At 35.7% G+C, this 19,456-nt stretch carries 32 protein-coding genes and 1 pseudogene; 2 read left to right on the plus strand and 31 right to left on the minus strand.

Annotated elements, in window-relative coordinates:
* Window positions 1-24 precede the first annotated feature (24 nt).
* From FU659_RS02210 to FU659_RS02230, 5 genes and pseudogenes are all read right to left on the minus strand, one after another.
* Window positions 25-873 carry a carbohydrate ABC transporter permease gene (locus FU659_RS02210; protein ID WP_147946036.1) on the minus strand — a complete coding sequence of 283 codons (849 nt, stop codon included), beginning with the start codon at window positions 871-873 and terminating at the stop codon, window positions 25-27.
* Window positions 870-1,766, minus strand: coding sequence for a carbohydrate ABC transporter permease (locus tag FU659_RS02215; RefSeq protein WP_147946037.1), 897 nt, complete (start codon window positions 1,764-1,766; stop codon window positions 870-872). The genes FU659_RS02210 and FU659_RS02215 overlap by 4 nt, the downstream gene beginning before the upstream one ends.
* Before the next feature lie 277 nt (window positions 1,767-2,043).
* Window positions 2,044-2,640, minus strand: a complete 597-nt coding sequence (locus tag FU659_RS02220) for a hypothetical protein (RefSeq protein ID WP_147946038.1) — start codon at window positions 2,638-2,640, stop codon at window positions 2,044-2,046.
* A gap of 418 nt (window positions 2,641-3,058) precedes the next feature.
* Window positions 3,059-3,294 (minus strand): annotated as a pseudogene (locus tag FU659_RS02225) (DUF6953 family protein).
* 218 nt (window positions 3,295-3,512) lie between these two features.
* On the minus strand, window positions 3,513-3,695 hold the full coding sequence (locus FU659_RS02230) for a DUF4083 family protein (protein ID WP_147946039.1): 183 nt from the start codon (window positions 3,693-3,695) through the stop codon (window positions 3,513-3,515).
* 381 nt (window positions 3,696-4,076) lie between these two features.
* Here FU659_RS02230 and FU659_RS02235 point away from each other — a divergent pair, with 381 nt between their 5' ends.
* Window positions 4,077-4,361 carry a hypothetical protein gene (locus tag FU659_RS02235; RefSeq protein ID WP_187273844.1) on the plus strand — a complete coding sequence of 95 codons (285 nt, stop codon included), beginning with the start codon at window positions 4,077-4,079 and terminating at the stop codon, window positions 4,359-4,361.
* Window positions 4,362-4,561: 200 nt separating this feature from the next.
* On the opposite strand, the gene FU659_RS02240 is transcribed toward FU659_RS02235, so the two are convergent.
* From FU659_RS02240 to FU659_RS02270, 7 genes are all read right to left on the minus strand, one after another.
* Complete coding sequence (locus FU659_RS02240) at window positions 4,562-5,185, minus strand: carbon-nitrogen hydrolase family protein (RefSeq protein WP_147946041.1); 624 nt, start codon at window positions 5,183-5,185, stop codon at window positions 4,562-4,564.
* A 72-nt stretch (window positions 5,186-5,257) separates the two neighbouring features.
* The gene (locus tag FU659_RS02245) at window positions 5,258-5,560 is read right to left on the minus strand and encodes a hypothetical protein (RefSeq protein WP_147946042.1); all 303 of its coding nucleotides are present in this window, start codon (window positions 5,558-5,560) and stop codon (window positions 5,258-5,260) included.
* 251 nt (window positions 5,561-5,811) lie between these two features.
* A complete protein-coding gene (locus FU659_RS36220; RefSeq protein WP_222708470.1) occupies window positions 5,812-5,940 on the minus strand; it encodes a recombinase family protein in 129 nt (42 codons plus the stop codon).
* Between the two features lie 14 nt (window positions 5,941-5,954).
* Entirely contained in the window at window positions 5,955-6,728 is a 774-nt protein-coding gene (locus tag FU659_RS02255) for a hypothetical protein (RefSeq protein WP_147946043.1), read from the minus strand.
* Window positions 6,729-6,757: 29 nt separating this feature from the next.
* Complete coding sequence (locus tag FU659_RS02260) at window positions 6,758-7,237, minus strand: hypothetical protein (RefSeq protein ID WP_147946044.1); 480 nt, start codon at window positions 7,235-7,237, stop codon at window positions 6,758-6,760.
* 219 nt (window positions 7,238-7,456) lie between these two features.
* Window positions 7,457-7,852: a hypothetical protein gene (locus FU659_RS02265; RefSeq protein ID WP_147946045.1), complete on the minus strand. Its 396-nt coding sequence runs from the start codon at window positions 7,850-7,852 to the stop codon at window positions 7,457-7,459.
* Between the two features lie 253 nt (window positions 7,853-8,105).
* A complete protein-coding gene (locus FU659_RS02270) occupies window positions 8,106-8,399 on the minus strand; it encodes an ABC transporter permease (RefSeq protein ID WP_261807562.1) in 294 nt (97 codons plus the stop codon).
* Window positions 8,400-8,565: 166 nt separating this feature from the next.
* On the opposite strand from FU659_RS02270, the gene FU659_RS02275 reads away from it, so the two are divergent.
* Window positions 8,566-8,703, plus strand: a complete 138-nt coding sequence (locus FU659_RS02275; protein ID WP_147946046.1) for a helix-turn-helix domain-containing protein — start codon at window positions 8,566-8,568, stop codon at window positions 8,701-8,703.
* Between the two features lie 199 nt (window positions 8,704-8,902).
* Here FU659_RS02275 and FU659_RS02280 read toward each other — a convergent pair whose 3' ends face one another.
* From FU659_RS02280 to FU659_RS36770, 19 genes are all read right to left on the minus strand, one after another.
* Window positions 8,903-10,048: a hypothetical protein gene (locus FU659_RS02280; protein ID WP_147946047.1), complete on the minus strand. Its 1,146-nt coding sequence runs from the start codon at window positions 10,046-10,048 to the stop codon at window positions 8,903-8,905.
* 12 nt (window positions 10,049-10,060) lie between these two features.
* Window positions 10,061-10,504, minus strand: coding sequence for a hypothetical protein (locus tag FU659_RS02285; protein WP_147946048.1), 444 nt, complete (start codon window positions 10,502-10,504; stop codon window positions 10,061-10,063).
* A 72-nt stretch (window positions 10,505-10,576) separates the two neighbouring features.
* Window positions 10,577-10,789 carry a hypothetical protein gene (locus tag FU659_RS02290; RefSeq protein WP_147946049.1) on the minus strand — a complete coding sequence of 71 codons (213 nt, stop codon included), beginning with the start codon at window positions 10,787-10,789 and terminating at the stop codon, window positions 10,577-10,579.
* 81 nt (window positions 10,790-10,870) lie between these two features.
* Window positions 10,871-11,326: an NUDIX hydrolase gene (locus FU659_RS02295; protein WP_147946050.1), complete on the minus strand. Its 456-nt coding sequence runs from the start codon at window positions 11,324-11,326 to the stop codon at window positions 10,871-10,873.
* Between the two features lie 15 nt (window positions 11,327-11,341).
* Window positions 11,342-12,046 carry a class I SAM-dependent methyltransferase gene (locus FU659_RS02300; RefSeq protein WP_147946051.1) on the minus strand — a complete coding sequence of 235 codons (705 nt, stop codon included), beginning with the start codon at window positions 12,044-12,046 and terminating at the stop codon, window positions 11,342-11,344.
* On the minus strand, window positions 12,033-12,545 hold the full coding sequence (locus FU659_RS02305; RefSeq protein ID WP_147946052.1) for a hypothetical protein: 513 nt from the start codon (window positions 12,543-12,545) through the stop codon (window positions 12,033-12,035). The genes FU659_RS02300 and FU659_RS02305 overlap by 14 nt, the downstream gene beginning before the upstream one ends.
* Window positions 12,546-12,767: 222 nt before the next feature.
* A complete protein-coding gene (locus FU659_RS02310) occupies window positions 12,768-12,968 on the minus strand; it encodes a helix-turn-helix domain-containing protein (RefSeq protein ID WP_147946053.1) in 201 nt (66 codons plus the stop codon).
* A gap of 289 nt (window positions 12,969-13,257) precedes the next feature.
* Window positions 13,258-13,560, minus strand: coding sequence for a hypothetical protein (locus tag FU659_RS02315; RefSeq protein WP_147946054.1), 303 nt, complete (start codon window positions 13,558-13,560; stop codon window positions 13,258-13,260).
* A 351-nt stretch (window positions 13,561-13,911) separates the two neighbouring features.
* Entirely contained in the window at window positions 13,912-14,115 is a 204-nt protein-coding gene (locus FU659_RS02320) for a hypothetical protein (RefSeq protein ID WP_147946055.1), read from the minus strand.
* Window positions 14,116-14,132: 17 nt separating this feature from the next.
* The gene (locus FU659_RS02325) at window positions 14,133-14,879 is read right to left on the minus strand and encodes an NERD domain-containing protein (RefSeq protein WP_147946056.1); all 747 of its coding nucleotides are present in this window, start codon (window positions 14,877-14,879) and stop codon (window positions 14,133-14,135) included.
* A 355-nt stretch (window positions 14,880-15,234) separates the two neighbouring features.
* Window positions 15,235-15,510 (minus strand): hypothetical protein, encoded by a 276-nt coding sequence (locus tag FU659_RS02330; RefSeq protein WP_147946057.1) that lies wholly within the window; start codon window positions 15,508-15,510, stop codon window positions 15,235-15,237.
* 74 nt (window positions 15,511-15,584) lie between these two features.
* On the minus strand, window positions 15,585-15,758 hold the full coding sequence (locus FU659_RS38680) for a DUF2569 family protein (protein ID WP_397354902.1): 174 nt from the start codon (window positions 15,756-15,758) through the stop codon (window positions 15,585-15,587).
* Window positions 15,739-16,587, minus strand: coding sequence for a hypothetical protein (locus FU659_RS02340; RefSeq protein WP_147946058.1), 849 nt, complete (start codon window positions 16,585-16,587; stop codon window positions 15,739-15,741). Before FU659_RS02340 ends, FU659_RS38680 begins: the two co-directional genes overlap by 20 nt.
* Entirely contained in the window at window positions 16,568-16,717 is a 150-nt protein-coding gene (locus FU659_RS38685) for a DUF4083 family protein (RefSeq protein ID WP_397354933.1), read from the minus strand. The genes FU659_RS02340 and FU659_RS38685 overlap by 20 nt, the downstream gene beginning before the upstream one ends.
* A 29-nt stretch (window positions 16,718-16,746) precedes the next feature.
* Complete coding sequence (locus FU659_RS02350; protein ID WP_147946060.1) at window positions 16,747-17,268, minus strand: GrpB family protein; 522 nt, start codon at window positions 17,266-17,268, stop codon at window positions 16,747-16,749.
* 29 nt (window positions 17,269-17,297) lie between these two features.
* Window positions 17,298-17,651, minus strand: a complete 354-nt coding sequence (locus FU659_RS02355; RefSeq protein WP_147946061.1) for a 5' nucleotidase, NT5C type — start codon at window positions 17,649-17,651, stop codon at window positions 17,298-17,300.
* A complete protein-coding gene (locus FU659_RS02360; protein ID WP_147946062.1) occupies window positions 17,642-17,860 on the minus strand; it encodes a hypothetical protein in 219 nt (72 codons plus the stop codon). The genes FU659_RS02355 and FU659_RS02360 overlap by 10 nt, the downstream gene beginning before the upstream one ends.
* A gap of 649 nt (window positions 17,861-18,509) precedes the next feature.
* Window positions 18,510-18,935, minus strand: coding sequence for an HIT family protein (locus FU659_RS02365; RefSeq protein WP_147946063.1), 426 nt, complete (start codon window positions 18,933-18,935; stop codon window positions 18,510-18,512).
* 230 nt (window positions 18,936-19,165) lie between these two features.
* Complete coding sequence (locus FU659_RS36770; protein ID WP_261807563.1) at window positions 19,166-19,294, minus strand: hypothetical protein; 129 nt, start codon at window positions 19,292-19,294, stop codon at window positions 19,166-19,168.
* Window positions 19,295-19,456 lie beyond the last annotated feature (162 nt).

The following is a 19,456-nucleotide window of genomic DNA, read 5'->3' on the forward strand; positions in this document are numbered from 1 at the left end:
CCATTTATCCGATAAGTAATTCCATTACTTAATACCGGTAAGCACAATACCTTCTACAAATCGTTTTTGGGCAAACGTAAATAGTGTGATAATCGGCAACACGGACAAAAGTGAAGCGGCCATCAATAAATTCCATGGTGCAATGCGGAACTTGGAAGAAAGCATGGCCGCCATGCCGATGGGAAGTGTGAAATGCTCTTGTGAATCCAAGTATAAAACAGGCGCTAACAGATCGTTCCACGACCATATGAAGGTGAAAATGGACACAGTGGCTAATACAGGACCTGAGAGCGGTATAGTCAAGTTCCAGAACAAACGGAACTCGCTGCAGCCGTCTATTCTTCCTGCATCAAACAATTCGTTGGGCAACGAATAAAAGAACTGTCTAAGCAGAAATATCATATAGGCAGAGCCGAAAAAAGCAGGTAAAATAAGCGGCAGTAAAGAATCATGCAGGCCCATTTGACGAAATAACAGAAATTGCGGAATCATAATAGCCGGATATGGAAGCATCATTGTGCTCAGTAAGAGCATAAAGAATAATGATTTCAACCGCGTGTTATAGCGCGAAAAACCAAATGCGACAAGACTGGAAGATATCGCGGTTCCAATGACTGAAAATCCGGCAACAATAACGCTATTTACATACTGCTGACCAAATTTCAGATCCTGATTCGTAAAAAGCGTCTTAAAATTGCTGAATGCAAACGTTTTCGGAATCCAAGTTGGAGGAAAGACCAGCATTTCCTTGGAGGTCTTGAGCGATGTAGAAACCATGAACCATAAAGGAGAGAGCATAATCAACGTAACCATAAGCAAAATCAAAAATCCTAAGAGCTGCATGGGATCTGTCATGGCTTTCGTTTTATTCATGTATGCGTTCCTCCTTCATAATGCACAAAGCGATTCGAAGCTTTCATAATGAGGTAGGTAACGAGCATAACGGCAATGAGCAGCAGCCACGACATCGCGGAAGCGTACCCGTAGCGGAAATTTTTAAAAGCATTTACATAAATGTTGTACACATAAAACCATGTGGAATAATTGGGACCGCCTTGCGTCATCGTATAAGCTTGCGTGAACACTTGGAAGGAATCGATCATGCCAATAATCAGTTGAAATAGAAATACGGGAGAGATGATAGGGAACGTTACGTTCCAGAAGGATCGCAAGCGGCCTGCGCCGTCGAGCCTTGCTGCTTCCAATAAGCTGACTGGCACGCCTTGCAGACCTGCTAGAAAAATAAGCATGCCCGCTCCCATTCCCCAGAATGACATAATAATCAGCGCCCACATCGCATACTCCTGATCGAGAAGCCAGTGAATCGGCTCTATGCCAAAGAAAGAAAGCCCATAGTTAAATAATCCGGCTTGCGGGTTAAACACCCAGAAAAACAACAATGACATCGAAACACCGGAAATCATACTGGGAAAATACATCGCCGTCCGAAAGAAACCGCGAAAAGGTATCTTTTGATTAATAAGCAGAGCAAAAAATAAAGATAGCAACAGCGTCAGCGGAACACTAAAAAAAGTATATTGGAGCGTAACCCTAACCGAATTCCAGAACTGAGTATCTTGAAATAGTTCCGAATAGTTGTGAAACCCCACGAATACCGGGGCATGAATGATATCGTAGTCGGTGAAGCTGTAATAGAGCGATGCACCAATCGGAAATAACGCAAATACAATAAAACCGATGATCCAAGGTGAAACGAAAAGATAGAAATACTTACTTTCTCTACGACTTCCTCTGCTTGTTCCCAACGAGACCGCTCCTTCCGCTGTTTTCTCCTCCGTGCGTTATTTAGATAAAAGTTAAATCGCTTTAACTTTAAGGTTCTAATTCCCCCTTATTATGAATAATGAGTCGAATTTAAAGAGATTATCAATTATGTAGCAAACAAAAGTTTAATCGCTTTAACTTTGATGTTTTGATTATATAAGATCTTTTGGATGTTGCCAAGCGCAAATTCACAAAAATATAAAAGAGAGTCCGTATCTAGATACAGGCTCTCTCTTTATTTAAATCCACTATTCATTGTCACATCTCCAATAAGAGCATTTCTTGTCTTAATTCACTTAGTTTGGTTTTGCTCTCCATTATGGCTTTGACATCCCCGGAGCCTATTGCATCCTGTAAAGTAGCCAGCTCATAGTCAAGTTCCAAGCGTAGAATCGGGATTCGCTCGTCTGTTCGTTTGGATCGCAGCGCTTGCATGACTTCTTCTACTGTCACGGCAGGCTCCTTCTGATACAGCACTTTATGTTCGATGCCGCTAATCTCCACCATGCGAATAATTTCTCCGAACATAATATTCTCAATGAGAATTTGCCGATCTTTGAATCTTTTGACCACAGCATGACCACGTGTATCGCCAATTAATTTCTCCATCATTTCAGCTAATTTCTCATCTTTAAACGAATAATTGCCAACAATTTTATACTTCTCACCAATGCGTTCGAATTTCAGTTTAATTAACTTGCGTCCTGTACGAATGGAAATAATGAATTGCAGCTCACTCTCGTGCCAGTATAACGAATAACCTTCCTGAATCAGGGCTTTAATAAAGTTCCGGATTAGCCGGCGATCAAATCGTAACTCTAGGTTGCAATACTCTACTTCATGACTTTTACTCACGGCAATCCCCTCCAAAATAAATCATTCTCATTCTTATTTAAATATTCAGACAATTTAATTGCTTATACTTATCTTATTATGAATTGTATGTTTTAGCAACTTGGATATTGACATTTTTTTAAGAACAGAAGCAAAAAAAAGCCGATGCCTGTTTTCATAACGGCTTCAGCCTCTTATACAGTTAAGAAGGTACAGATTCGAATATTTATAATTCAAGAAAGCTTTTGATCAGCAAAAAAGGAAGTGCGCCGATCGAAACGAATGCAAACAAAAATCCCTGAGCGACATGTTTAAGATTTTTCATGACCATCACTCCTCATCTCTGACTGCTCCTGTTTAGAAGTTATGATTAGTCTACTCCTATTGCAATCAGAAAAGATTAAAGGAAGCTGAATCCTACATTAATTATTTCTACAAGTTAATGCCAACCCCAAAAAAAGCCATCTCGCTCCCACGCCGCTCTTCCACCATGCAATTTTTTAAATATTTTTTTACATCCTTGGAGATGGCTTGGTTCCCGTTCTCATTCACATAGATATAGGATTCCCCGAAATGACTAACGATATAATCCACTGCCTCTTTTTGATGTAAAATACCTGCTGTTTTCAGCTTTTCAAACATCCATTCTGCTACTTCATTCGCCGTAAATGCCATGGATCCATCTCTCCCTTATACGCTTAAGCTTCCAAATGAAGCCTTGGTCTGTGATGCAGTCTTTGTATTGTACCACAAAACAGCATTCACTTGCCGACGTAAGGCCTCAATGGAAAAATGGAGCGACTTCCCAATCAAGGCGTATCTACAAGTGAACGAACTTCCAACAATAGCTCAATCACCGCTGCATACTTGAACAGTCTCTCAGCCATCTTATTTCAAGACCTATCCTTACCAAGCAGTTCAATTACTTTATCAAGCTTCTTTCCCATCTCGACATCGTTTTTTCTCTTCCAATCAAAATATCTGATGGCGCTTATCAACGCAGCAACTAGCAATACTACCAAAAGTAACGAAATCAGTTGCATTACACCAGATATTACCCAAAACGAATTTCCCATCTAGTATTCTCTCCTCTCAACATGCAATCTGCCTTACATGAAACTTCTTTTTTATTAGAAATATTAGCTTTCATGCCAATCTATTTCATCACTTCTATTTCGCAATATTATTAGTGCATTTACCATATCAATTGTCCCATTCCAGGAAAAATTACTGATAGTATTCCAGCCAATCTAATTTCACTTCCAATCAAAGTATCTTATGGCGCTTATCAACGCGACAACTAGCAATACTACCTAAAGCAACAAAATCAGTTTCATTAAAATGCTTATACAAGCTAGTTTATTTCCATGGAATAAGTTACAATATTTAGGTAATACTACTTTTGATATTACTGGAAGGACTACAATTCAGTGCATAAACGAACAATAATCTTGGTCATGTCATTATTTCTTGTTGCTGTTTCAAGTTTAGGAATTGCAAAAAGTTATGCACATATTTCCACTGTAACTGAACCCAAGAAATTATCTGTAGAACAAATGAATGAAATTCGAAACTCAATCAATACCATCTCAACAAAATTTGGTGTTTTTGAACGAGTTACTTCGGTACCATTGAATTACTCTCCTTCTGAAGGAGTACATGATGAAGAATTAATTAATTTCAATACAAAGGTGTTAATTCTTAATTATGGTGTGTTTGTTATTAAAAATAGTGTGAAATAGTAAAACTAAACGGCTCTTTCGCTAAAATTGCGAACTGAGCTGTTTTTGCTTTTAATTGATATTCCTTATAAAATCGTACTTTTATTTGCTCCATGGCTTTTTTAAGAAACCAACTATAATTGGCAGGTTATTAATGACTATGTAGTGTCGTTCAAATGCTAGTTTAGAACCCTTTTCGATGATTATTGATTTGTTAATAGTTAAAGAACTGAAACCACTTTTGTTTCACTATCCAATATGCGTGTTCGAACGTCATTTTTTGAAATGAAAACAATATTACCATTTTTATCAATACAATAAGCAATAGGAATTGACACATCACAACCTTTAAATGAACCATCAGCATGACTTGTACCTATAATCATAGCTTTATATCTAATTGCTGCTTTCTGGGCTTCGTTTATCCATTCTACGAATTGTTCTTCGCTAAACATACCTACACCAATTGGATGAATAATTAAGTCAATATCACTAGCTTCTTCGCCAGTAATACCTTGAACTATTAACTCGTCACAAAGTATGTGTCCAATTCTTAGACCTTCTTCTACAACAAATGAAGTTGGGCTATATTTTACTCTATCAAGAACGATTTCACCTTTACGATTTATTATTATTGCTCTATCCTTTGGTTTGTCTTGTAATCTCCTATGACCTCCAATTAGGATTGTGTTATAACTTTTTGCTAGATTACATGCTTGCTCCATATTTTCATTCAAATACCCTTCTGGAAATATCACTGCATCAACAGAAGGGTTGATTCGCAACAGTTTTTCAAGCTGTTCAACATTTTTTTCAAGTTTTGGTTGAAGAATTAAAATTTTCATAAGAACCACCTTCAAAAAATTAAAATTGAAATTTCATTAAGACTAATATCAATACTGCGACCCCGAAGCCACTCAGAAGCAATCTAGGCGCAGTTTGAAACCACGAAAGTCTTTTGATACGTACAAGCGGCGTACACGCCTAATTGATCCCTCTTGTGAATAGGGGGCTTGATTAAGCCTACAAACGCCAACAATTTCACTTAGAGCATACGCAACGAATAGTGCTTCACTATGTTTATTAAATCTATTTGTTCCAGCTTGATATTCATTAACCAAACGAATCAAATGCCTAAATCCTTCATTACTAGCTTCTATAACTAATTGATGTATTTCGTTTGGAAGTTGTTTGATTTGCAAAACTGTAATACTCTCCAACTAAAACACTCCTTTGACAATCGCACGTGTTAGCAATTAAACAAATGAGTTATTTCCCTTTTTATTCCTATTTTACCATTTGGCGTATAGCTGTAGTTGATAATTTATCGTTCGAATTGAGTTTAGGTGCGCTGGATGTAAGTGCATAGGCTTTCTGGGTAAAACCGAATGTCTAAATGGCTTTATCCACCCCGCCCCTGTTGCCATATAAATCAAAAGAAAAAACACCCTTCTGCAGGATGCTTTTATTTTTAACCCTTCATTATGAAATTGCTTTCCACTTCTCTAACTCTAGTTCTTGCCGCTGAAAGTTCTGCAATCGTTCGCTCACTTATAATATCCCGTTCTGGCTCAGCAATAACCGCAAGCATTCGAACCATCGCTTTACCAGAACCTATCGATCCATTAGTCTATAAATTGCATTCTGTACCTTATAAGCATTACCTCTTGCTGGCTTATCCAGCTCAAATATCAGCACATTTCTAATTTCGTATATGTGTGAGTATGCCAAATTCATCAGTTCCGTTTGTTTATGGAAGTCATCAAGACCTTTTTCGCGATCGCCCACAGAATTAAAAACATAAATTGCAAACTTCCAATCGTAAGTGTTAACCATCTTTGGTTGAACACCGTTAAGTTTAAAATATGTGTTACCCTTCCAGTTTTCAAGGTGTAGACCTTCTTGTTCAAAAGCATCATTAATATCCTTTATACTCACCAATTGACTTTTTGCGTTAATTATAGTCAATTCATCCATAACTTCCTGAAGCTTACCTTCCAAGTTGTTCTTTGGGTTTTTAGGTACATATATGATAATCACATTGTTAATAATGTAAGTTTTTGAATATATGCTACTGGCATGCTCTAGGTTTTTACTTCGTTCTTCTACAGCCTTGATACTTCCCATTACTGATTTAAAAATGTAAATATGGATGATATCGTTCCCTGTTTTAAAATTAAGTGCTTTGGTTTTATTCAGTTCGTAGGGATAGGATTCAGTATCAGGAACAAGAACTAAGTTCTTTGATTCAAACGCTCTCATTACATCGTTTTGAGTGAGTATTTGGTTGCCAGCCACGAATGTCTTCTTACTCCTTACATCATAGAGGATACCTACAACAGCCACTGCTACAATAATTAACCATACAAGTATGTTTTTTATATTCAAGTCCAAACTCTCCTTTGGTAGTTCATTCACTACTTAATCTCTACAGCGAAGAAGAAGTCCGCATTGCCTTGATCAGCTCTCCACACAGCATGTAAATAGTAAATGTAAGTCCCTTTTTCCTTGGGGATAATATACGAATCACCCACGAAGTCTTTTGCTGTAGTCTTAAGATTAAATTCCCTTATACCTTTGGGTGCTTTTGCTTCAATTACTGAGCCAGATATTACTGTTTCAGCTTTGTAATTATTTGACTTAATATAATCTACTGGTGAAGGACTATCTGAATTAACACATGTAATAAGACCAGAGAGCAAAGGCTTCTCACACCAAGAATAAGAGCCACCAAATACTTGAATATCTTTACCATCAATCATAACCTTAGGTAGGGGTGGCTTTGACTCTGAGAGCCAGTCACTATATTTTCCATTCCGTAAACCTAATTTGTACGCACCTAATAATGCAACAGCAATCAATAAAATCAATATAGGTACAACCAACTTCTTTTTCATTAAGTCCCCCTACTCATTTCTTTTACTCACCTTTATGAATAGACGCAATTACCCATCATTAGGTTTCACAGGTAATTACTACAAATTTTACACTTTCGAATGTGTTCAGACCTTTAGATAAAATCTCACTTTTATATACTCAGGCACTTTCACACAGAAATGCAAAAACAAGCAACATGGACGTTTTCAGTACAATGTTGCTTGTTTCTAATAAAAACCTCAACTTTCACTTGTTTTCTTTCTTGGACTTGAAAGAGGAACAACTCTACCTTTCATTAATAATATATCTAACTTATCTCCACTGGATGTAGATTCCAATTTAACAACAAAGGTACAACCTATCATCATCCTACACCCTTGATTTTCGATATCAACAAATTCATAAGTATGTGCGGGATCATATTCCTTCGAAAAATTTAGTGCTTGATTCTTGTAGTCCCAATAATCCCAAAAAGTTAAACTATGCTTTTTATAAAAAACATAGGAACTTGATATCGTTACAAACAATAAAAGTATTACTAAGGTGATTACGATATGTGCTGATCTTCGCATTTCATATCTAATATTAACGAATACTAAAATTAGCAATACAAGTCCTAAGAAAATTTCTATCACAAAGTATCACCTATTTTAGATAAGATATCTCCATGGACTTAAAAGTTAACACGCAACAAGATTGTGTAAATGTTGACTAGCAACAGCAACCTATCCTTCAATCAATGATCTTGAGTTCTTCTCATTGATCCCCTTTTGGCAAAAACCAAAGGAAATATCAGACATTCTTTTGGTGCGATCAACGATCTGCCACTACTTGAACCAGTTCTTTTAGAGAAAGAAATGGTCCTATACATATCCATCCAAGCACCCACTAACTCACTTCCGCTTCACCTGGTTTAAGAATGACCGAACCAACACCAAGCAAGATTAGAGCGAATAGGGTAAGCACGCCCATATGTATCCACATCTCCGAGAGCGTCTGCCCCGAAGCCATCCGCGCAATGGCATCAATGGCCCACTTTTGCGGCACAAAATTGGCAATTTTCTGCATCCACTCCGGCATAAGGCTAATCAGCCAAAAGCAGCCTCCAAGCATGCAAGTAGGTGTTATGACGAGCGAGTTGATAATGCTTAGGGAAATCAAGGCTTTTGGGGAGTTGACCACTTACTATTTAGTTCACATACTTTTATTATAATGTGGTCTTACTCATAAATATAGTGGTCGAGTTAAATCTTAGGTAGGTGGTTCCACTTCATTAGTAGATCACATGATTACATTCGCCATCCCTGTCCAGCACCCAAATGCTTGATTCTAAAAGGGGAACAATCCTTTGCAACTTGAATTCGGAAAAGTCGTTAAAGGTCTAAGGATTAAAAAAGATATTTCACAAGAGCAACTAGCTGTTGAAAGCACCCTTGGACGCAGCTATATCTCTGAGCTTAAAAATGGAAAGTATCAACTACTTTAACCAGCCTTTTCGATATTGCAAGAGTATTACAAATGAAGCCATCAGATTTAGTTCGCCTTGTAGAGCTAGAATTTGACAACCAATCCCATTAACCAACACTAAAAGACGCTCAGGAGCAATCCTAGAGCGTCTGATTTCGTTCTATGTGACTTCTCCACTACTTACATGAAAGAAGAATTTTATGTGAGCAGCATCTAACTTAGAAGGAATCATAATTCCTTTTTACCTTATAAAGTCGAAATTCATTTAAAATTAAAATCTTGCAAATTTTCCCTTTTTTCTTCAAATATCGCATATACTTTATCATGAATCGATTTGATTTGTAGAGATACGTTGTGTATGGTTTATGCTCATTTGTCTCAGTATGCTTTAGAAAGTGAACTGTTACAAAATATGATACGAAAAAAGCGAGAATTATGGTAACAAAAAGTATACCACCTATGTAAACTATATATTGAGTAGCTTCAATGACTTTACTGTCCTGTTTGGTTGGAACAGTAAAAAATTGAGTAGCGCCTTTATACGAGTAACTTAACAAATACTGAATAAAGTCATTATCACTTTTTACCTCTATGCTATCTTTCGAAAATCCACTGGCATTCATTGCAGTTAAATAAAAACCAATGGCAGTTGTTGAAAAAATCACAATAGAAAGAATAGTGATTAAACCACCTATTGCTGCAAGTAAAATTTCACCTTTATCTGATATTGTTTTTAAAATATATATCAAAAATATAATAACTAAAAACGATAAAATACCTAGAGTGTAAGTATCGGTATTTTCAATAGACCCAGTGTTTTTTAATTTCTCAAAGGGGACTAAAGTTGCGAACGGAATAATAACTGCAGATATAATCATGACTAACATCAAGTATAAGTTTCCCTTAGCCTTAATTAGCAGCCAGTATCTACAAAATAATCCATAAATCCAGATAGAAATTAATAAAAATATAATATAGGCACTCTTCCAAAAATAATTTAAAGTTTCTATATTACCATCATTGAAAAATACACTTATAAATAAGTTGGCGAATATCACCAAAATAAGTAAATTGAAAATATCTTTGAGTTTTTTTATTCTTACAATGTTGGCAATAAATATAATTATTGGTATTTTAAATAAAAATTGTAGCATTCTTATTGATTTTTTTATATACCGAATGCTAAAAATACGTTTTATGAATAATAAGATACCAAGTATTATTATCTTCATCATAAACGGTAATAACTTAAACATATTAATGATTGCCCTATTTAGTTTCTTAATTTTTTTATAATTATTTCTTATCAATTGAATGATGCAAACCAAAATAATTAATAAGCTCACTAAAATAAATATTTTCATCCTCAACCTCCATTAACATGCAGTGGCATGTGCGCCAAAGTTGAAAAAGAGCGTTCCAGTTGGTAATGAATCAGAATTATACCCATGCCTAAGGGTTGTATTCAAAATTGCTTGTGAATACTCCACAGGTATTCCTACTTGAACTTCATCGTTTGAGAAGGCAATATTATCAAGGAGTGCTTCACCTGTGTCTTTACCTACAAGTCCCTTCACTCGTAATACTCCATCCTCAAAAGGGATAAAGGTAGCTCCAAGTAAAGCGTAATTACTTGCATTTTTATATTTAAGCAATTCAACAACAATAGAGATTTTTGAGTTAAGTATTATAGGCTTATTAGGTTTAATCGTATGCTCAAATGAATCAATTACATTGAAGTGAATTGCTTCATAGCTATTAATCCATAGTCTTATTTTGTTGTTCTTAAACTCATTAAAAACATAAACATCATCTTGCATAATGTCCTCCCTTTTCAGGATAGACTCCATGTTCCTTATAATACCTGTAAATCTTCATAATCGCCCTGCCTGCTAATCCATAATCTTTCCATTCACCATCACATGGCTTACTAATTCAAAGGTAATATCCTGTTCATTCTCACTTCCAAATTCTAATCCTATATGTTTACTTAAATCAATTTCAAAGACACCTTCAAAAATATTGAACTCCTTGCTATAGCCATATGTTACATGAGTTCCATTAATATTCAATAACTTGAAACTAACCGCTATTCTCATATTCATCAACTTCCTCTTTATCCCATTTTATCGTTATACAATAAAATCAACACAAAGAAGCTACCATTTTACGGATAGCTGATTCAACTAACTCAACATTCTGCGCTTCAGTTCTTCAACAATCGGAATTTCTGGAGGACTTATTTCACTAGGAAGTTCTTCAATATTAAAAAAACAAGCAGATGTACTTTCTTCATTAATTGAAATCTCTCCAATGTAATCCTTAGATGTATAAGTTATGACCACATTGTAAACTTCGTCTCCATGCGGATACTTGTAGTACAGCTCTTGTCCAGAAAACACATCAAATAGCTCTAACGTGTTAACCTGCAATCCTGTTTCTTCAAGAACCTCCCTTTTTGCTGCATCTCCAACTTTTTCCCCTAGTTCAATTGCTCCACCAGGGAAGCACCAACAATTGTTGTCTGATCGTTTCAACAACAGAACTTGTCCTTGGTTATTGAAGATAATGACGTTTGTGCCACAAAGCATGATTGGGTGTGAACCAACAAGCTTTCTCATTTCCTTGACGTATTCTTTCATTTGATGACTCCCTTACTATAATTTCCGAACTGCAAATGAAACACAATCACTTTTAAGCAGAGTTGGTCTTTCATTCCGTACAATCTCAAATTTCAGCTGTTTCACAAGAACAGTCACTTCACTCCATCCAGCATAAATCCTGTTAAGAATGCTCATACAATGCTCTGTAGACATGTCTATTTCAAGTAATGGCTCTATCTTTTCGTTACTTTCAATATCAATTTCTTCTACATTTGTGTTAATAATTATACAATTAAGTCCTTTATCTTTAGTACCTCTTGCCATATTAGTTATTACTTCCACTAAAATTGATTCTGATTGAACATGTTCAAGACTTGAAACTGCAACGATGTAATCAAAATAATTAGGTTTAATCACATACTCCCCAATATCTAATTCTTCCGTTACAATTACATCAGCTACACCAAGTTCTTGACTATAACGATGCAACTTGCTTAAAGCAGAATCAAGCAAATCAACACAATAGACCTTACCATTTCGCTCTTTAATCTTTTTTGCTATTGGAATGCTGTTTCTTCCTACACCGCTTCCAAGATCAAGAACAGTCACATTCTCCCTTCCATCAAAATAGGTCATTAAATCCAGCACTGTTTTAACAGGTTTATGTAACCAAGAGCCTTCTTCAAATAACTTATAGTTGTCGTAACAATGTTCATGATACTTCTTTTCCTCTTGACGGATATGTTCAATACTGTTCACAATACACCTTCTTATATTGTATTCTCCAAAACGCCTGCTTGTTCTTGAAGTGAATCAAGATCGTAGCTCCAGAAGCAAACAGCACTTCAAATGACAACGTATCATCATCTACAATCAATATTTCGTTGTATCCCCAGTCATCAAACCCTCTGCGCTGTTCAAATTCACTCTCACCACATTCAAATTTCAATTCAAGTTTCTTTATTTTCTTGAACGTAATGTTCCATTCCTCTATATCATTGGTCATTGTTACCGTAACCTCAACTGGGTTCAACACGCCATAATCAGAATGCTTCACATCAACACTTTTTAGGCGATAATCGTGAAAGCCCTTTGTTTTGAAGTGATCATAAACCTTACGTGATAGCCTATTTTGAAGTTGTGGATAGAGTTCATTATATGCTTGATTGTTCTCAGTCCATTGCAGATGCGCCTGTTCCTGATCTTCAAAGCTCCCTTGATTCATTTGAGTCCATAATTTATCTGTAAAATATTTCAAACGGATATGCCCCTATTTCCTTTTTATCCCTATTGTACCATTTGGCTTGTCGCTGTAGGTGATAATTTATCGTTCGTAATTGAGTTTAAGTGCGCTGGTCTGGAGCGCACAAGGGGTCTGTGAAAAAAGCGAATTGCCATGAGGTTTTATGATCCCCCCTGTTCCCTTATAGAAACAAATAAAAGCACCCTTCAACAGGATGCCCTCACCATAAATCCTTCTTCAAGATATTACTTTCCTTTTCTCCAACTCACGATACAATGTAGGCTTCGACACACCTGTAAGATCGACGATCTCCTTCAACGAATACTCCTTGCTTTCATAAAGCTTCAACACTTGCTTAACTTTCTTATCATCCAGCGGAGGTCTTCCACCTTTTCTTCCTCTTGCTCTTGCTGCCGCGAGTCCTGAGACTATGGGCATTTATGTATGGAGTTGAAATTTTGAATGTGACTTAGATAAAATGCAAGTTTTATCTAAGCTAGCTCCTTTATTACATACACCTAACTTCAAAGGAATAGACTCAGAATCTATTTGCCCATTTATTAACCGCATAAGTTTGCACGAAAAGCTTACTATCGTAAATATCCTTTACATCTTGGAAAGCTCTATTACTGAAGCTTCCTCCCAATTGACTCCAGACGTCACAGCGCCACTAGACACAGCCATTCGTTCGGAACTTTCGGTATTTTTTGCATAATTCATTTAGTGATTATTGTGGAGTATACCTAGGGGAACCTGTTTTCTTGGCAATTTCATTATAGCTAGAAACGCCATTCTCGTATTCTTTCTGAATATGTAAGTACCAAGCGTAACGGTCACTTGAAACGGGTTTGCCTTCTTTTTGGTCATTTTGGAAAGTTTGAATACCCCTCATATCACTATCCAATGCTTGCTTCATTGATTCTAATTTTGCGATATCGACTTGACGTTCTGAATCTGAATAAGAAACACAACCCGTTATTGTGATTGAAATAGCAGCGACTATTAGTAATACAAAGTTAATTTTTCTCATAATGACTGAAACCCCCGTAGTTTACTTAATGTCAATTAGTTTTAAAACTCCTTGAACGACTTGCTCTTGCTTTCTATGGCTACCAAATGTCTTATAAGCAATAACGCCTACTACAATAAACAACAGAATGATGACAACAACATTAGCCCAAGCACTTCATTACCTCCAAATTATCTTTGATGTTCGTAGCAAAGCACTTGATTGTTAAACTTGTTAGGTCTTTCCAAGCAATAATTTCTAACTTTTTCACTAACTCTATTACCACAAGCAGCGCAATGAAATGTATCTACATCATTTAGAACTGTAAAGTCATTTCCTACCGCTTGAACAACATTATTCGATCTTCTAGCTCTATTCTTTATAAGAACAAATGAAACCCTCAATACAAGTAACACAACAGCGATCATTATCCCATAATTGAGGAATGGTATCTTTTTCAATTGGTGTATTTAGTACCTTTGTTTCCAGCACCCAAACGAATGCTTTTAAGGTGCATAACATCCCCAATGCACTAACCAAGAAAGTTGAAATTGATTGTTTACTCCTTCTAGCCATAAAAAAACCTCCTGATGCTATGCATTTTTATGAATAAACCTACACTTTGGAAAATTCCCACATCCTTTGAATTTCCCAAACTTCCCACTTCGTTCAACCAACGTCCCTCCGCACTTAGGACATTCATCGTTCGCAACTTTGTTCGCTTTCACAGCCAATTCACTTTTTAAAGCCTTAACATGTTCTTTCTTAACATTTCCATCTTTCAAGCCTGCACCTTGAATTGCATTGTATATCTTTTGAACATCATCTTTGCCAAGAGCTATTTCCTTGTATTTGTTTATCGTACTTACCAAATACTTTGTATAAATAACTTCAGACGTAACATTTACCTTTAAATCAGCCCTAGCACTAAAACAAACAATTGATATGAAAGGCACTTCTTCAAAATCACTCAATAATGCCTTTAAAGCTTGAATATGCCCATAATTTTGTCTAAGCGGATTATTAAGCCTTTCCTTACGCTTGTAGATAACCTGAGTCCAATAATCAGACTTTTCATCTCCTAAAATCCAACCTTTGTAATTCTTCGTTTCAATAACGAATACACCATGTTCAGAAATAACTACATGATCAATTTGAGTTGTTTTCCCTTTTACAGATGGAATTGTGATATCATGCAATATTAAATACTTGTCTTTATCAAGTTTGTTAAGTTGATACGACACAGATTTCTCTCCAATAAAGCCTTTCTTTTTGAAGGTGGGAGATTTCAAGATAATTGAAAGAACTAAGAGTATACCAAGAACTACATATATCGACATATCAAAACTCCTTATCTGGATGAATAGTTAAATTGTACCATTACTTTTGTCTCAATTGGTAAAATTTTGTTATGCCATATCTTAATGATCTAATTCTTATTCCCCACCCTTCAACCAATAGATACACCTAATGCAATTCACCATACGTAAAAGAAGCCCAGAGCAAGGTTTCTGGGCTTCAGGCATAGCGTATAATGTTCAACTAACACAGCGGCTTAGATAAAATTAGGTATTTATGTAAGATTCTCACTTAAACAAGGAACAAGCACAAGCACATAATACCCCCAATCATTTGCTTGCTAATACACAATTAAGTATAGATGGGCAACCTGCGTTTATCAGTTACCCCGCTTATTCATTCGCTATTATTTTCTTGTTGTTTATTGCTCTTAATACTCTCTTCTCTTATAAGAAGCCACTTCATAAGAATATTAGCAACAGGCACAGCTATACCCACTGAAAACATAACTACTGCAACCCATATTAAAGTTTCTGTAAAACTTTCCATTCTATGCGGAACAAATAAATGATATATGCTTATTAACGATTTAGAGAATACTCCAATTAATACCAATATGATTAAGTTCCTTATTAAAATAACTGTTGTACGTATCCTAGTGGAGATTTTCAATTCAATTTTCTCCTTCATTGACTTACTTATACATGTATGTCCAGTGTTTCGCAATTAAATCTCATGCATAAGTCTTAATGGACAAACGTTTTCTTTACCCTCTTTGACATTAGGAAGTAGCATACCCATAGCCCAATCCAAATTAATCTTACTGATACACCTGTCATAAGAGAACTTTGAACAGCACTCTCATATGACATAAAGAAATTAACACAAAACGGAATGAAATTAACAATTTCCAAGCCCACAATAATCTTTGGAACATACTTTTTCTTTGCTCATAATCAATGTTAAAGTAGCTATCAGACAAATTAAATGAATTAGGTTGTATGAAGTTAAAAATATTAGTTGTTTCGTCCATTCAACATTCGATATGCCTACTCTGATAATTAGATAATACGAATAACAGATAAAGAATATAGAGATTATGCATGTTGCATTGTAAAATAGTAGCCATCCTCTTAGTGGTATTGAATCAATGCTATCCTCACTATTAGATTCAAATTCCACAATTTCATTTTCACATTCAGGACAATGACTTACTCCATATTCTATCGTACTCTCACACCAAGGGCATACAACAATTCGATCTTCTTTCACTTTATTACCACTTTCTATTACAGCATCTTCAATAACTAAATCCTTGAGTATCAGAGATACCTCATATTCCATCCTAGGAAATTCTTCACTTAGCCATAACTGTCCATTTTTTGTTGGTGCATACATGACTTTTATAGTATCCTTATAATGGTTCACCCATCCCATAATTCCTTCTACATCACTAATTCCTAAGAAATAAAGTGGTTCTACTGCTTTTACTAGTAATGGTTGAATGATTGGGGTTTTATAGTATGCTATTGATGACAGGAAAGAAAAATATCCTTGAGCAGCTGCTTCACAAGTTTGACTTGGTGTCCAGTTCATAAACTCCTCAATTATTTCAGCATCACTTAATATTGAAACTCCCAATTCAATTTCTTTCTGTATGAGTAATATGTCCTGAGATTTTATTATTTTTATGCACTCCTCACAAATAAGGCTTTCCTTCCATTGCTTATTAAGACCTATCCTTTCCAAGCAATTCAATTACTTTATCAAGCTTCTTACCCATTTCACCATCGTTTTTTCGCTTCCAATCAAAGTATCTTATGGCACTTATCAACGCAGCAACTAGCAATATTACCAAAAGCAATGAAATCAGTTGCATTAAACCTGTTATTATCGAAAACGAATAATTCAAGTTTCAACATTCTCCTTCCTTGCCATTTCGATAACCCTTTGAATAAATGGTGCTTTCGATTTTGTGTATTCATTTCTGTTGTTAGAGTGATATTTAGCGAGTTGCTTTTTTAGTTCTGCATATTGATTTAGTAGGACTGGACTGCTTCTAAGATAATCACGAAACAACAAATTGTTTCGCCATTCATTACTTGTAATTTCATACACATGCAAATGATGTGTTCCTTTTCGCCATTCGCCTTTTCTAAAGAATCTACGTCTTATAAAATCTACTTTTGGCACATACTCATACCCAATTGTCATTAGTGGCTCAACAAACGAGTCTGCATCATTTAAATCACGAACTGCAACAGCAATATCAATAATGGGCTTCGCCATCAAGCCTTCTACAGATGTACTTCCAATATGTTCAATTGAGATGGCATTATCGCCTAAAACGTTCCCTATATGTGCTTTCTCTTGTTTAAATTGCATTTTCCATTCAGGATTATATTCTAAAATTCTTACTGGATAGTTCAATCATCAACACCCCACATGAAACTTCTCTTTTATTGAATCAGGTTAGATTCTAAATAATCAATATGCTTTTTTACCTCAATCCAATTTGAAGCACGATATACTATGTCGTTAGAAATCGCCAAATTGTATGGCTGTTCAAATAAAATAATTGGCTTATTATTAAGGGCGAACTCCTTAGCATAGTGAGGGGCATCATCAATCAACACATCAACCTGACAGTTGATACATTCTTGGAGTTTATTTTCAATTAGTGAAATATTGTGATAACGAACATTGTGGTGTTTAAGCCAATCTATTGTAACATCACGAAAAAGCAAGGGGCGAGCCGTAATAATTGATATTTGGTGCTGATTAAATAATTGCTGTAAGATTTCTACTGCCATTGGAAAGGGTGATGAGTTCCAATGAATATCGTATCCATATTTATAAATACGGATTTACGTTGTTCATTGTCCCACCCATATAAACGATATAAATAATAATCATTAACATCATCTGGTGTAAATGATAAACCAGACGCCATATTATAATATTTTAAATAAGTAGAAGTGGCATCCAGAACCGTATTGTCTAAATCTATTCCAATATGCATATTAAGAACTCCTTTAAATGAAATCCATGTTTTATATTAATCACGCTTCATCAATAAGTCGTGAGTATTCCCCAGCTTGCTCTCTGTTCAATCTTTCAAGGTTGAAGCCCAATGCAATTACTTCTACATAAACATCATGACTTGCTACAACGTAATGGTGATAAACATCATTTCTTGTAATACTTTTAGGAGAAAGCCTTTTATGCTTAATCACTAATCGTGTGAGCCATTCTGAATCTATAACTTTTAGTATTTAGGAATGATGTAAACGTTCATATTCGTACTCTATATATTCAGCAGGCGTACTATCCTCATTCCAGCACCCAAAGTACACTGCACACTCACTTTCAGAAACATTAAGAATCACATCCCCCTGCGGTTCTTACCATACTTCAAGAGGTTTTTGTAAAGCCTTATCAATAGCCAAGCATGTTACCCCCTTTTCAATGAAACTGCTCTTTTATCAAAGCATCTTTTCATAAAATATAATTTCCAAGTCCTTAACCGTATTTCTGTTCACTTCCTTGTATCCAAACTTCTCGTATAACTTTTGAGCAGGCATTTGTTTGGATGTTGTGTCTAAGTGAAGTTTTTTGTGCCCTAATTCACGTAATCGTTTTCTACAGCGTTGTCACCCATCTCAATAAAATCATTCTTTGATGGAAATGAGAACATTGGCAAGACGCTCTTTAGTTTCACCAAGCCTATCCTTTGCTTCCGTTACATCTTCTGGTTCCATCCAAGCAAACCCATCATCTATATATCGCGGAAAAACGTGCATGTGATAATGACCAAGATCATTAAATTGACCACCATTTTGTATAATGCTGATTCCGTCAGGCGAAAATGATATCTTCAACGCTCTAGATATTTTAGCAGCTGCTACCATTATCGCTGTTGCTACCTCAATCCCTAAATCATCAACATCTCTATAATGCTTCTTAGGTAATATCAACGTATGTCCTTCATTTAATGGTGCAATATCCAAAAAGCATATAATTAAATCATCTTCATAGATGATTTGCACTGTTTCCAATTTATTTGCTAAGCGACAACCTAAACAGTCAGTTATCATGGTTCACTCCTTTATCGCATACCTTGCGTTGGGTAAAGTTCAGTATATGCTTTGCTTTTCGGTAACCCTTGAAATGGTAAGCCTTTTTCTCTTGGTTTCCACCCTTGTACAATTGCTTCTATGATAATTGTGGCAACTTCTTTAGGTTTGGCTACCTTTAAGTTCAAAGCATCAACATAAGGAAATTCAACCCAAAAATCGTTAATGCCAGATTGTATATGTACTTCTATTCATTGTCCCCTTTCCTTCCCATGTTCCGCAATTAATACTATACGTCCTTTTGTTGTTGCGGAGATTGTCCACCCGTATTCTTCATCTCCTACAACGATTTTCCTAGAAGCCATTTTACTTAGTGTCAAATATTCACCTCCTGTGACTTGTCAAATCTCCATGTCTTATTTATGCTTGTGTTTAATCCAAGACAAATATAATAAAGCCATGATTACTCCAATAATTACGAACATCATTCAACCATTGTTTCTCACAGGTTCTGGAAACCATCCAAGTGATTTAAGAAGCCA

The organism is Paenibacillus sp. N3.4 (genome assembly GCF_008017805.1).
Taxonomy (GTDB): domain Bacteria; phylum Bacillota; class Bacilli; order Paenibacillales; family NBRC-103111; genus Paenibacillus_E.